This is a genomic window from bacterium, from assembly GCA_019637795.1.
Classification (GTDB): Bacteria; Desulfobacterota; Binatia; order HRBIN30; family CADEER01; genus JAHBUY01.
Genome location: JAHBUY010000001.1, coordinates 854,561 through 868,370, shown reverse-complemented (window position 1 = coordinate 868,370; position 13,810 = coordinate 854,561). Strand labels below are relative to the sequence as shown.

The following is a 13,810-nucleotide window of genomic DNA, read 5'->3' as shown; positions in this document are numbered from 1 at the left end:
CGGGGCGCGCCGCCTATTCCGCCAGCACCCAGGTGTCCTTGCTGCCGCCGCCCTGCGAGGAGTTCACCACCAGCGAGCCCTTGGTGAGCGCCACCCGCGTCAGACCGCCGGGAACGACCTGGATGTCCTCGCCGTAGATGACGAACGGGCGCAGGTCGATATGGCGCGACTCGAGCTCGCCGTCGAGGTAGCAGACGTGCCGCGACAGCGGCACCACCGGCTGGGCGATGTAGTTGCGCGGGTTGCCCTTGATGCGGCTGGCGAACTCGGCGCGCAGCGCCGGGGTCGATGACGGGCCCATCAGCATGCCGTAGCCGCCCGACTCGCTGACCTCCTTGACCACCATCTGCTCGAGGTTGTCGAGCACGAAGGCGCGATCGTCGTCGTTGGTCATCTGGTAGGTCGGCACGTTCTGCAGGACCGGCTGTTCGCCGAGATAGTAGCGGATGATGTCGGGCACGAACGGGTAGATCGCCTTGTCGTCGGCGATGCCGTTGCCGGGCGCGTTGACGATGGCGACGTTGCCGGCGCGCCAGGCGTTGATGATGCCGGCGACGCCGAGCACCGAGTCGGCGCGGAAGCAGAGCGGGTCGAGGAAGGCGTCGTCGACCCGGCGATAGAGCACGTCGAGGCGCCGCAGGCCGTGCGTCGTCTTCATGAAGACGACGTCCTCCTTCACCACCAGGTCGCGCCCCTCGACCAGCTCGATGCCCATCTCCTTGGCGAGGAAGGTGTGCTCGAAGTACGCCGAGTTGTAGACCCCGGGGGTGAGCAGCGCGATCTCGGCGCAGTCCTTGCCGCGCGGCGAGAGGAAGCGCAGGGCCTCGAGCAGCAGCGCCGGATAGTGCTCGACCCGCCGCACCCGGTACTTGGCGAAGAACTCGGGCAGGATGTGGCGCTCCACGATCCGATTCTCGATCATGTACGAGACCCCGGACGGGGTGCGCAGGTTGTCCTCCAGGACGAGGTAGCGGCCGGGGCCGTCGCGGACGAGATCGATGCCGCTGATGTGGACGTAGATGTCCTGCGGCGGGTCGATGTCCATGATCTCGCGCAGGAAGTGTTTGCCGTTGAAGATCATCTCGGCCGGCACGACGCCGTCCCGCAGGATCTGCTGGTCGTGGTACAGGTCGCGGACGAAGAGGTTGAGCGCCCGTACCCGCTGCTTGAGCCCGGCTTCGATGGTCGCCCACTCGTTGGCCGGGATGATGCGCGGGATCAGATCGAACGGCCAGACGCGCTCGATGCCCTCCTCCTTGTCGCTGTACACGGTGAAGGTCACGCCCTCGGAGCGCAGCGCCAGGTCGGCCTCGTGGACCTTGGATCCGAGGGCGCTCTGGCCGGTGCGGCGGATGTGCTCCCACAGCGGCCGGTAGTGGGGCCGCGGCGCGAAGTCGTCGAGGTAGAACTCGTGGTAGGGCATCCGGTCATTGGCGGGCGATTCCGTGGGCAGGCCGAGCATGGGGGGCGTGAAGTCCAACTCCCGTGCCAGCATCCGGGCCCGGCAGGTGTCACGGTCGGACGCCGGCGCGCCCACCGGCCCTGCTGAACTTCTGGGCAGGCCTGCCGCCCGGGAGGGCGCCGCGACCGCGCGCCCTCGGCTCTCCGCTCACGCCCGCAGCAGGCGCAGCCGCCGGTTGGCGTAGAGCAGCGCCCAGGCGGCGGCCATCACGGCGGCGTTCATCACGTATGGCCCGACCGGGTTGATGGCGTATAGGGTGGTGCCGATCATCGGGCCCACGACATTGCCGATCACCGCCACCCCGTTCACCAGCCCCGCGACCGCGCCCTGCTCGTTGGCGTCCACCGACAGCGAGGCGCCGGCCGCGCTGCCGGGACGGATCAGTCCGAGCCCGATGCCGAGCAGCAGCAGCGCCGTCAGATAGGCGGGCAGGCCGTGACCGACGGCGAGCAGGGCGTATGCCGCGACCGACAGCGGCAGGCCGATGCGCAGCATGCGGCGCGCCGTCGGCTTGAAGCGCTGGACGATGACCAATTGCGCCACCAGGCTGGCGATGGCGAGGGCGACGAAGCCGATGCCGGACAACTGCACCGTGCGTTCGGGCGTCAGGCCGAGCGTATCCTGGAGGAAGAAGGCGAAGGTGATGACCGTCGTCGCCCGCGTCGCCTGCAGCGCCGCCGAGACCAGGACGAAGGGCGCGACCCGGGCATCGAGCGGGCTGAGGCGGCGCGACACCGCCATGCCGGCGTGGACCACCGGTCGCTCCTCCGGCAGCCAGCGATGCAGCGCCAGGGCGCTGAGCACGGCGAGCGCCGCCGAGAGGTAGAGGGGCGCCAGCAGATCGACCGTCGCCAACAGCGCGCCGACGCCCGGCCCGAGCGTCTCGCCGACCCCCATCGCGGCGCTCACCAGCGCGACGCCGGCGGTGCGGTCGTGACGGCTGGTGCGATCGGCGACGTAGGCCTGCGCCGCCGGGCCGGTGCCGGAGCCGAAGATCGCGAACTGGCAGCGCGCCAGGATCAGCAGCGGGTAGATCAGCACCCCCGGCAACCAGCCGTGCAGGCCGACCTCGATCACCACCGCCAGCGCGAACATCGAGAAGGCGTAGCCGCACAGCCCGATCATCATGATCGGCCGCCGGCCGCGCCGGTCGCTGCACCGCCCCCACCACGGGCTGATGAACACCCACAGCGTCGCCGAGGTGGCGAAGATCGTCGACACCTGGAACGGGGTGATGCCGATCTGCCGCGCCGCCGGCGGCAGAATGCTGAACAGCATCGACTGGCCGATGCCGATGCAGACCAGCGACACGAACAGCAGGCGCAGCGCCCGCGCGTGCTCAGCCATGCCGGGAGCTCACGCGGAGCACGGCAGCGACGGAGAAGGCGAGGGCCACGGCGGCATCCTTCCTGGTTAAAGGGATGCGTCGCCCACCTCAACCGTGCGCCCGCCGTTTCGCCGCTGCTGTGGGCGGTGCTTCTCTGTCTGCTCTCCACGGCCGTCGCGGCGCAGGAGGATCCACTGCAGCTCGAGCCGGTGGTGGTGACGGCGACGCGGCTGGCGCAGCCGCTCGGCGACGTGCCGGCGTCGGTCAGCGTGCTCGAGGGGCTCGACGTCCAGGGCGGGCAGCGCGGCAACGCGCTGCAGGAGTCGCTCGACCGCGTCCCCGGCGTGCTGGTGCAGAACAGCGACAACTTCGCCCAGGACGTGCGCATCCAGATCCGCGGCTTCGGCACCCGCGCCGCGTTCGGCATTCGCGAGGTGCGGGTGCTGCTCGACGGCTTCCCCGAGACGATGCCCGACGGGCAGACGCAGATCGACGACCTCGACCTCGGCAGCATCGCGCGCATCGAGGTCCTGCGCGGCCCCGCCGGCGCGCTCTACGGCAACGCCTCCGGCGGCGTCATCCAGCTCTTCAGCGAGGACGCGCCGCCGGTGCCGACCGCGACCCTCGACATCAGCGGCGGTTCGTACGGCTTCGGCAAGTACCAGCTCGCCGGCGGCGCCCGCGCCGGCAGGGCCTCGACCTACGCCTTCGGCTCGTTCCTCCAGCTCGGCGGCTATCGCCAGCACAGCAACACCGAGTCGGGGACGTGGTTGGCGAAGCTGCGCTACGATTTCACCGACGACACCGATCTGACGCTCCTCGCCAACGGCGTCGACACGCCGGTGGCCAACGATCCCGGCGGGCTCACCGCCGAGCAGATGGCGGCGGATCCGCGCCAGGCGCGCGATCTCAACGTCCGGCTCGACGCCGGCGAGAACGTGCGGCAGGCGCGCGTCGGCTTCAGCGTCAACCACCGCGCCGCGGCGAGCGAGCTCAACGCCTACGGCTACGTGATCACCCGCGATTTCTACAGCGCGCTACCGATCCTGCCGATGAACGGCCAGGGCATCGTCACCTTCAACCGCCTCGCCCCCGGCGGCGGCGCGCGCTGGACGCTGTTCGGGCCGCTGTTCGGCTTCGATCAGACGTTCACCACCGGCATCGATCTGCAGTACCAGGACGACGACCGCAGCCGCTATCCGAACCAGGGCGGCGACGCCGGGCCGCTGGCGATCCGCCAGCGCGAGCAGGTCGGCAGCGTCGGTCCGTACGCGCGCGAGGCGGTGATGCTGCGCCCCGATCTCGAGCTCAGCGTCGGCCTGCGCTACGACGCCGTCTTCTTCGACGTCAACGTCGACACCCCGCCCGGCAGCCCCGACTCCGGCTCGCGTACCTTCGATCAGCTCAGTCCGACCGGCGGGCTGCGCTGGACGTGGCTCGACGGCCGCCCGGCGGTGCTGCGCGACCTGTCGCTCTTCGCCACCATCGGCACCGCCTTCCAGACGCCGACCACCACCGAGCTGGTCAACGTCAGCGGCGTCGGGCTCAATCCGGACGTGCAGCCGCAGACCTCGGTCACCTACGAGATCGGCGGCCGCGCCCACTGGCCCGGCAGCCTGATCACCGAAGCCTCGACGTACTACATCGAGGTCGCGGACGAGCTGGTGCAGTTCGAGGCGCCGAACGGCCGCGCCGCCTACCGCAGCGCCGGCCGCTCGCGCCGCTACGGCCTCGAGCTCGACTGGCAGGCGCGCCTGCTGGCGCCGCTGCGCTGGAGCGGCGCGGTGACGCTGATCAAGAGCGAGTACACCGATTACCAGGTCGGCACGCAGAACTTCGCCGGCAACGACGAGCCCGGCATCCCGCAGTGGTGGATCTTCCAGGAGCTGCGCTACGACCACCCGCTCGGCTTCTTCGCCGCCGCCCAGGCCTATCTGGTCGACGGCTACTTCGTGAACGACGCCAACACCGCCAGCACGTCGGCCTACGAGCTGCTCAACCTGCGCTTCGGCTACCAGGTGCGCTTCAACGAGCACTGGGAGGTCGCGCCCTACGTCGGTTTCAACAACCTCGCCAACCAGAGCTACGCCGGCACCGTCCGCCTCAACGCCCTCGGCGGCCGCTATTTCGAGCCGGCGCCGACCTTCAACAGCTATGCCGGGATCGCGGTGGTCGCCCGGTTGTGACCGCGCCTCGCCCGCCCGCCGGGCTTTCTTGACAGCCCTCGGCGCGGCGGCCTAGCTGAAGCGGTGACGGGCGGCGAGAGCAACGCGGCGCGCCGGGACGCGCTGCCGGCCGAGGGCACCTCCTGCGCGGCCTGCGGGGCCTCCGCGACCACCGCGGATGCGCTCCCCGTCGCCGACTACGAATACGGCGTGGAACCGGCGCGCCCCTTCGCCTTCGCGCGCTGCCCGGAGTGCGGCAGCGAGCGGCTGACGCCGACGCCGACCGAGGCCGAGCTGCTGAGCTTCTATCCGCCCGGCTATCACGCCTACAACGACGACCACGGTGCCGTGGCGACGCTGCTCGTCGGCATCCGCGCCCGCTTGCGGGCCCGCGCCTACGCGGCTCTGGTCGGGGGACGGCCGGGCGCCCTCTACGACGTCGGCGCCGGCGACTGCCGGCATTTCACCGAGCTCCTGCGCTACCACCCGTTCACCTGCGCCGGCATCGAGATCAACCCACGCATGGCGGAGCAGGGGCGGGCGCGCGGCTTCGATGTCGAAAGCGGGACGCTCGAGCGCGCCGACCTGACGCGCCACCTCGGCCGCTACGACATCGTCTCCATGAACCACGTGCTCGAGCACGTGATCGATCCCGGCGAAGTGACCCGGCGCGCTTTCCAACTGCTGCGGCCCGGCGGTCACCTGGTTGGCCAATTGCCGACCAATTCCAGTTGGGAGGCGCGCGCCTTCGGACCGTACTGGGCCGGCTATCACTTTCCGCGCCATCTGCACGTCTTCTCGCGCGCCGGGCTGACGCGGCTCCTGCAGCGCGTCGGCTTCGTCGACATTCGCATCCGGTCCACGCCGCACATCCAGATTCCGCTTTCGCTGCAGAACGCGCTGGTCGGCCGCGGCTGGAACCTGCGCCTGCGTTTCGGCCGCGCCCGGCTCTTCGGGCCGCTGCTGCTCGCCAGCCTGCCGCTCGAGGTGGTCCAGGCGTCGTGCGGCCGTTCGGGCGTGGTCGATTTCCAGGCCACCCGACCGGCAGGGCCGGCGGCATGACGGCCATGCTCGACGACGCGCCGGCGCGCGCCGTCGCCCGCGCGGCGCTGGCGGCCAAGGCGCGCCGCTCCGACGCGCTGTCGCTGGCGATCTACGGCGGCCACGTCGCCGCCGTCGTCGCCCCGATCTACCTCGCCGCGTGGACAGGCATCGGCTGGCACCTGCTCGCGTGCTGGGTGTGGTTCGGCGTGCTGGCGCACGGGCTGCTGCTCCTCCTGCACGAGTGCATCCACAAGCTCGCCTTCCGCAATCCCGTCTGGAACGAAGCCCTCGCCTATGCGGTGTCGCCCCTGTTCCTGACCGACTTCGCCGCCTTCCGCAGCCGCCATTGGGCGCACCATCGGGCGCTCGGCACGGCGCAGGACCCGAAATACACCTATCGCGTGGACATTCGGGGCACCGCCGTCCTCGGCCTGGTGGCGCGCTCGCTCCTGCTGCGGGAGGGGGCGGCGAAGATGAAGCTGCAGACGACGTCGGCGATCGACGGCGGCCTGCGTCCGCGTTCCGCCCTCTGGATCGCCGCCGTCCAGGCGGGCTTCCTGGGCACGATCGTGCTCTGCGCGTACTGGGGGCACGCCGGCGCGCCGGCGGCGACGATGATGGCCGCCGCGGCGGCCTATCTCCTCGTCTATGGCTACGGCCTGGCCAGCCTGACGCCGCTCGTGCACACCCTGCGCGGCATCGCCGAGCACCAACCGCGCGGTGCCGGGGAGGTGGTGGTCGGCGACGCGGCGCTGCGGAACTTCTCCCCCGGGCTGATCGAGCGCTGTATCTGGGGCGCCTACGGTTTCGTCGACCACGCCACGCACCATGCGTTCCCGGCGATCCCGGCGTACCTGCTGCCGTCGGTGACGCGAGAGGCGATGCCGCACGACCCGTCGCTGCGGCCGGTCGGCACCCACACCCAGGTGCTGGCGCGGATCATCCGCGGCGGCCGCGGATCCTGATTCGTTCGCCGCCGCCCCGCGGTGGCGAGCGGGCGCCGCGCGCCTCAGGGATGGGCGCGCAGCAGGTACACCGCCAGGTCGCGGCGCTGCGGCTCGTCGAGCGGGAACACCGGCATCGGCGGTTGCGGGGTACGGAGGAAGGCGGCGAGCGCGTCCACCGAGTAGCGGGCGGTGAGGTGCTCGAGCGCTTTGTAGGCGCCGGGCGTGGCCTGCGTGGCGACGTGACAGTCGGCGCAGGGATGCGCGTCCCAGAGCGCCGCCCCGCGCGCCTGCATGGCGGCAAGCGCCGCGGCGTCGAGGCCGGCGAACGGATCGCCCGGCGAAGCGGCGGGCGCGGCGACGCCGCTGGCGCGCGCCGGCTCGCCGTAGGCGATGCGATAGACGACGCCGGTGTAGTCGTCGGAGACGTAGAGCGCCCCGTCGGGGCCGACGGCGGGATCGACCGGCCGTCCGGACACCGCGTCGTCCGCGAGGAAGCCGCTGAGGAAGGGCGTCTCGGCGATGCCGCCGTCGGCGGCGAAACGCAGGGCGACCACCTGGTAGCCGATCTTGCGCGAGCGGTTCCACGAACCGTGCTCGGCGACGAAGGCGACGTCGTCGTACTCGGCTGGGAAGGCCGCCGGCGCGGGGCCCGGCGGCCGGCGGTAGAAGGTCATGCCGAGCGGCGCGACGTGCGGCCCGAACTGGTGCGCCGGCGGGATCGAGGCGGCGATGCGGGCCTCGTTGCCGGCGCCGTGATCGGGGTCGGGCACGCGGTCGCCGTTGGCGATCGGCCAGCCGTAGAAGCCGCCGGCGACGATCCGATTGAGCTCGCAGGGCGGGAAGTCGTCGCCCAGCAGATCGCGGCCGTTGTCGGTGGCGTAGAGAGCGCCGGTGCCGGGCTGCCAGTCGAAGTCGACTGCGTTGCGCAGCCCGGTGGCGTGGATCTCGCCCTGGCCGCCGTCGAGGTCGAAGCGCATGATCGTGGCGCGCCGCGGGTCGTCCTCGATGCAGACGTTGCAGCTCGAGCCGATCGACACGTAGAGCTTGCCGTCCGGTCCGACGTGGACGGTGCGCGTCCAGTGGTTGCCGCCATCCGGCAGGCCGCTGATGATCCGCTCCGGCGGACCGCCGACCGCGCCCGCCGCCGCGTCATAGCGCAGGCGCAGCACCCCCGTCGTCTCGGCGATGTAGAGCCAGCCGTCGTGCAGGGCGAGCCCGTGCGGCTGGTACAGACCGTCGAGCAGCACCCGCCGCCCATCGGCGACCCCGTCGCCGTCGGCGTCGCGCTGCAGCAGCCAGACCGTGCCGGTGCGCGGCGCGCTCACCAGCAGGTCGCCGGCCGGCGTGAACAGCAGCAGGCGGGCATTCTCGATGCCGGCCGCGTAGGTGTTGACGCTGAACCCCTCGGGGACCCGCAGGCGCGCTCGCAGCTCATCATCCGGGATCGGCTCGCGGCCGAAGCCGGGGAAGTTCACCGTCCAGCCGCCCGGCAGTTTCAGGTACCCGCAGGCGAGCGGCAGACCGACGGCGACGGCGAGCGCGAATGGGATCAGCAACCAGGGACGGACCCGCACCCGCCACAGATGAACACAGATCGCCGCCGATGAACACCGGTCGGCCATCGACCGCGACTCGACCCGCGGCCAGGCGGCGCGGAGGCGGCGTGCGGTCGTCGCGGCCCATCGCCTAGAGTGGCCGCCGCCGCAGTCCGACCACGGCGACCGCCATCAGCGCGGCCAGCGCGAGCAACAGCGCCCGCGGTCCGAGCGCCGGCGCCGGTGCCGCCGAGGTCGCGCATTCCACCGCGCTCGTCAGCATCGTGCAGGTGTCGACGGCGTACACGCAGGCCCCGGGCGCCAGGGGCGGGGCGATCGCGATCTCGAATCGGCCCGCCCCACTGGTCGTGCCGGAGCCGAGCAGGCTGTCGGGCGCGTGGCACGCCTGGGGACCCGGAACGGTGCCGCCCATACTGCAGATGTCGATGTGGCAGTTCGGCGTGCCCGTGCCCGAGACGTCGTCGCTACCCGGCGCGACGCCGGTGCCGATGTCCGGCGGTGCCAACGTCGGCGTCGGCGTGACGGTGACCGTGGGCGTGTCGGTGACGGTCCGGGTCGACGAGGCGGTGGCGGTCGGGGTGAAGGTGGCCGTCTGCGTCGCGGATGCCGTCAGCGTGCGGCTCGCCGTCGCGGAAGCGGTGGCGGTCGCGGTGAGGGTGCGGCTCGCCGTCGGCGTGCTGGTGGCCGTGGCGGAGCCGGTCGGCGTCGCCGATGCCGTTGGCGTGGCCGTGACGGTTTCGGTGCGGGTCGCCGTCTGGGTGTCGATCGGGGTGACGCTGGCCGTGGCCGCGGGCGTGTCGGTCGGGGTGGCCGTGACGGTGGCAGTCACGGTCTCCGTGATCGTTGCCGTCGTCGTGGCGGTCGCGCTCGCCGTGTGGCTCGGGCTGCTGGTGGGAGTGTCCACCGCGGTGGCGGTCGCGGTTGCCGTCCCCGTCGGGGTGTCGACCTCGGTCGGCGTGGCCGAGCTGGTCGCGGTTGGGGTCAGCGAGGCGGTGTCGGTCGGTGTGGCCGAGCTGGTCGCGGTCGGGGTCGGCGAGGCGGTATCGGTCGGAGTCGCCGAGTGGGTCGACGTTGGAGTCGCGGAGTGGGTCGAGGTTGGCGTGGCCGTCGGGGTGTTCGGCGGCGTCGCGGTGGCGGTGCCGGTGCGCGTCGCGGTCTGCGTCGGCGTCCGGGTCGCGGTACTGGTTGGCGTTGCGGTCCGCGTCGCTGTCCGCGTCGCCGTGCGCGTCGGGGTCGACGTTCCCTCCCCAGCGGCCCGCCCGGGGAACACGGTGGTCAGTAGCGCCAGCCACAACAAGATGCCCCGGCGTGCGGCGCAAGATATGTGGTTGCCGAGAAAGTCGCGTGATCCGCTGTCATGTTCACTCATATTATCGACGATCCATCTGCCTTCATTCATGCCAACCCCTGCATCGTGCATGGCTGAATACGCGATGGATGTGACGGAGCAATACATTTTGTGTGTATGATCGTGTCGCCAGAAACATTATTGACGGCAGCGACAATCCGTGCAGTGCGGCATGGTCGGCGAGGCGGAAGGGTGGTGGGGCTGGGGCGCGCGACAGCCGCGAGCGGTCGCAGATCGCCACCGGCTGCGGTAGCCGGGTGGCGGACGCGTCGCGGGAGCCCGGGGCGGCGAGCCACGTCCGTCGGAACGGGGCCCGCCCAGGCCCGCCGCCGAGGCTCGCCGAGCTCGACGCCAAGGGGAATCGCCGCGGCGCCGCCACCGTCGCGGCCTGCCGGCGGGCGCTGGGAGCCTGCGCATCGCCGTTCGGTGGCGCGGTCTCGCCTCGCTGCCGCGCGATAGGGCAGCGACCGCCCGCCGCCGCCCGCTGCGTAGGCAGGTGAGCACGAAGTGGGCACCGCGGATCCGGTCCGGCGTCGCCGCGCCATGGCGCCGGTCCGCCGCCCGCGGTCGGCACGCCGTTCGCTCTCCCGGCGCGGGGCCTCTGCGCCCGCGCGTCGTCATGAGCATTCACGTCAATCTCAACCACCGCACCCGCTACCGGTTCGATCGGCCGGTGGCGCTGTCGTCGCACGTCGTCCGCCTGCGGCCGGCGCCGCACTGTCGGACCCCGATCGAGGCGTACAGCCTGAGGATCGAGCCGGCGGGACATTTCATCAACTGGCAGCAGGACCCCTTCGGCAACTGGGCGGCGCGGCTGGTCTTCCCGGAACCGACCCGTGAGCTGGCGATCGAGGTGGATCTGATCGCCGACCAGACGGTGATCAATCCCTTCGACTTCTTCGTCGACCAGTCGGCCGAGCAGTATCCCTTCCGCTACGACGAGCACCTGGCGGCCCAGTTGGCGCCCTACCTCGAGATCCGGGAGCGCGGTCCGCTGCTGCAGCGCTGGCTCGACGGGATCGACCGCGCGCCGCGTCCGACCGTCGATTTCCTCGTCCATCTCAACCAGCGTCTGCAACGCGCGATTGCCTACACCGTGCGCCTCGAGGCAGGCGTGCAGACCTGCGAGGAGACACTGGCGCTCGCCTGCGGCTCGTGCCGCGACAGCGCCTGGCTGCTGGTGCAGGTCCTCCGCCACCTCGGCCTGGCGGCGCGCTTCGTCTCCGGCTACCTGGTGCAACTCACCGCCGATGTGAAGGCGCTCGACGGTCCCGCCGGGCCGACGGCCGACTTCACCGATCTGCACGCCTGGGCGGAGGTGTACGTGCCAGGCGCCGGCTGGCTCGGCCTCGATCCGACCTCCGGCCTGTTCGCCGGCGAGGGACACATTCCGCTCGCCTGCACGCCGGAGCCGGCGAGCGCCGCGCCGGTCACCGGGTACGCCGATCCGTGCGAGGTCGAGCTCACCTACGCCAACGTGGTGCGCCGGGTGCGGGAGACGCCGCGCGTCACGTTGCCCTACAGCGACGAGCAGTGGGCGGCGATCACCGACGCGGGCCACGCGGTCGATGCCGCGCTCGCCGCCGGCGACGTGCGCCTCACCATGGGCGGCGAGCCGACCTTCGTCGCCAGCGACGACATGGACGGCGCCGAGTGGACCACCGCGGCGCTCGGTCCCGGCAAGCGACTGCGCGCCGGCGACCTGTTGCGCCGCCTGCAGCGGCGGCTGGCGCCCGGCGCCGCGCTGCACTTCGGCCAGGGCAAGTGGTACCCCGGCGAGCCGCTGCCACGGTGGGCGCTCACCTGCTACTGGCGCGGCGATCGCGAGCCGCTCTGGCGCGACCAGGCGCTGTTCGCCGACGAGCGCGCGCCGGGCGGCTGCGGTCCGCTGGAGGCGGCGCGCTTCATCGAGCGTCTGGCGAGCCGGCTCGATCTGGCCCCCGAGCTCGCCGTGCCCGGCTACGAGGACGTCTTCTACTACCTGTGGAAGGAGGGCGGCCTGCCGATCAACGTCGATCCCCTGCAGCGCAACCTTCACGATCCCGAGGAGCGCCAGCGCCTGGCGACGCTGCTGCGCCGCGGCCTCGGCACGGTCACCGGCTACGCGCTGCCGCTGCGCTGGGAGCCCAGCCGCTCCGGCGGCACCTGGGTCAGCAGCCGGTGGGAGTTCCGCCGCGCCCGCATGTACCTCCTCCCCGGCTCCTCGCCGATGGGCTACCGGCTGCCGCTCGACTCCCTGCCGTGGGCGCCCGAGGCGGCGCGCGAGCGCGAGTACCCGCTCGACCCCTTCGCTCCCCACCCGCCGCTGCCGGTCATGCAGTTCCCGCCGGAGGGCGCCGCCGCGGCGCCCGGCTCCGGCGCGACCCCCGAGGGCGCGCCCGATCCGACCGAGTCCGCAGACGGCGCCCCGGCCACCGTCACCGGCGGCCTGACACGCACCGCGCTCTGCGTCGAGCCGCGCGACGGCCATCTGTACGTCTTCCTGCCGCCGCTCGTCTGCCTCGAGGCTTTCGTCGCCCTGCTGGCGGCGATCGAGGCCACGGCGCGGGACCTCGGGCTGCCGATCGTGCTCGAGGGCTACGAGGCGCCGGCCGATCCGCGCCTGCGCAAGCTGCAGATCACGCCCGATCCCGGCGTGCTCGAGGTCAACGTCCATCCTTCGCGGAGCTGGGACGAGCTCGCCGCGCTCACCGAGCTGCTCTACGAGGAAGCGCATCACTGCCGCCTCGGCACCGAGAAGTTCATGCTCGACGGCCGCCACACCGGGACCGGCGGCGGCAACCACATCACCATCGGCGGCGCCACCGCCGCCGACAGCCCGGCGCTGCGCCGCCCGGACCTGGTGCGCAGCCTGCTGACGTACTGGCAGCACCATCCGAGCCTGTCGTACTTCTTCTCCGGGCTCTTTCTCGGTCCGACCAGCCAGGCGCCGCGCGTCGACGAGGCGCGGACCGACAGCCTGTACGAGCTCGAGCTCGCCTTCCAGCAGACGCCGGCCGGCGCGGCGGCGCCGCCGTGGCTGGTCGACCGCCTGTTCCGCAATCTGCTGATCGACGTCACCGGCAACACCCACCGCGCCGAGTTCTGCATCGACAAGCTGTACGCGCCCACCGGCGCGACCGGCCGCCTCGGCCTGGTCGAGATGCGCGCCTTCGAGATGCCGCCGCACGCCCGCATGAGCTGCGTCCAGCAACTGCTGCTGCGGGCGTTGATCGCCCGCTGCTGGGCGGCGCCGTATCGCGGCGAGCTGGTGCGTTGGGGGACGGCGCTGCACGACCGCTTCATGCTGCCGCACTTCCTCTGGAACGACCTGCGCGAGGTGGTCTGCGATCTCGAGCGGGCCGGCTTCCCGCTCGCCCTCGAGTGGTTCGCGCCCTTCCTCGAGTTCCGCTTTCCGCGCTACGGCGCGGTGCAGCTCGGCGACGTCGAGCTCGAGCTGCGGATGGCGATCGAGCCCTGGCACGTGCTCGGCGAGGAGGTCGGCTCGCAGGGCACGACGCGCTACGTCGATTCGTCGGTCGAACGCCTGCAGGTGCGGGTCACCGGCCTCACCGAGGGCCGACACCTCGTCGCCTGCAACGGCCGCCGCGTGCCGCTGCGCCCGACCGGCCGGCGCGCCGAGGCGGTGGCCGGCGTGCGCTACCGCGCCTGGCGGCCGCCGTCGGCGCTGCACCCGACGATCCCGGTGCACGCGCCGCTGGTCTTCGACGTCGTCGATGCCTGGAGCGGCTACGCCATCGGCGGCTGCACCTACCATGTGGCGCATCCCGGCGGGCGCAACTACGAGACCTTTCCCGTCAACGCCAACGAAGCCGAGGCGCGCCGCAGCGCGCGGTTCTGGCCCTACGGCCACACGCCGGGTCCGCTCGCCGCGCCCCCCGAGGAGCCGAGCCTCGAGTATCCCTGCACGCTCGACCTGCGCCGCGCCGCCCGCTGCGCGTGAGGCGGCGCGCCCGCCGGT

The 13,810-nt window shown here is 72.2% G+C and carries 9 protein-coding genes; 5 read left to right on the top strand and 4 right to left on the bottom strand.

All coding sequences use genetic code 11. From position 1 onward, the window contains the following. Nucleotides 1-13 precede the first annotated feature (13 nt). Both KF840_03680 and KF840_03675 read right to left on the bottom strand, forming a co-directional pair. Nucleotides 14-1,462 (bottom strand): circularly permuted type 2 ATP-grasp protein, encoded by a 1,449-nt coding sequence (locus tag KF840_03680; GenBank protein MBX3023991.1) that lies wholly within the window; start codon nucleotides 1,460-1,462, stop codon nucleotides 14-16. A 147-nt stretch (nucleotides 1,463-1,609) separates the two neighbouring features. Next, nucleotides 1,610-2,809: an MFS transporter gene (locus KF840_03675; GenBank protein ID MBX3023990.1), complete on the bottom strand. Its 1,200-nt coding sequence runs from the start codon at nucleotides 2,807-2,809 to the stop codon at nucleotides 1,610-1,612. Nucleotides 2,810-2,935: 126 nt separating this feature from the next. Here KF840_03675 and KF840_03670 point away from each other — a divergent pair, with 126 nt between their 5' ends. From KF840_03670 to KF840_03660, 3 genes are all read left to right on the top strand, one after another. Further along, complete coding sequence (locus tag KF840_03670) at nucleotides 2,936-4,975, top strand: TonB-dependent receptor (protein ID MBX3023989.1); 2,040 nt, start codon at nucleotides 2,936-2,938, stop codon at nucleotides 4,973-4,975. 63 nt (nucleotides 4,976-5,038) lie between these two features. Then, nucleotides 5,039-6,016 (top strand): class I SAM-dependent methyltransferase, encoded by a 978-nt coding sequence (locus KF840_03665; GenBank protein MBX3023988.1) that lies wholly within the window; start codon nucleotides 5,039-5,041, stop codon nucleotides 6,014-6,016. Then, nucleotides 6,013-6,963, top strand: coding sequence for a fatty acid desaturase (locus KF840_03660; GenBank protein ID MBX3023987.1), 951 nt, complete (start codon nucleotides 6,013-6,015; stop codon nucleotides 6,961-6,963). Before KF840_03665 ends, KF840_03660 begins: the two co-directional genes overlap by 4 nt. Nucleotides 6,964-7,007: 44 nt before the next feature. On the opposite strand, the gene KF840_03655 is transcribed toward KF840_03660, so the two are convergent. Further along, nucleotides 7,008-8,567 (bottom strand): sorbosone dehydrogenase family protein, encoded by a 1,560-nt coding sequence (locus KF840_03655; protein MBX3023986.1) that lies wholly within the window; start codon nucleotides 8,565-8,567, stop codon nucleotides 7,008-7,010. A 64-nt stretch (nucleotides 8,568-8,631) separates the two neighbouring features. After that, a complete protein-coding gene (locus KF840_03650; protein MBX3023985.1) occupies nucleotides 8,632-8,913 on the bottom strand; it encodes a hypothetical protein in 282 nt (93 codons plus the stop codon). A 7-nt stretch (nucleotides 8,914-8,920) separates the two neighbouring features. On the opposite strand from KF840_03650, the gene KF840_03645 reads away from it, so the two are divergent. Next, on the top strand, nucleotides 8,921-9,970 hold the full coding sequence (locus KF840_03645) for a hypothetical protein (GenBank protein ID MBX3023984.1): 1,050 nt from the start codon (nucleotides 8,921-8,923) through the stop codon (nucleotides 9,968-9,970). A 498-nt stretch (nucleotides 9,971-10,468) separates the two neighbouring features. Beyond that, a complete protein-coding gene (locus KF840_03640; GenBank protein ID MBX3023983.1) occupies nucleotides 10,469-13,792 on the top strand; it encodes a transglutaminase family protein in 3,324 nt (1,107 codons plus the stop codon). Nucleotides 13,793-13,810: the final 18 nt, after the last annotated feature.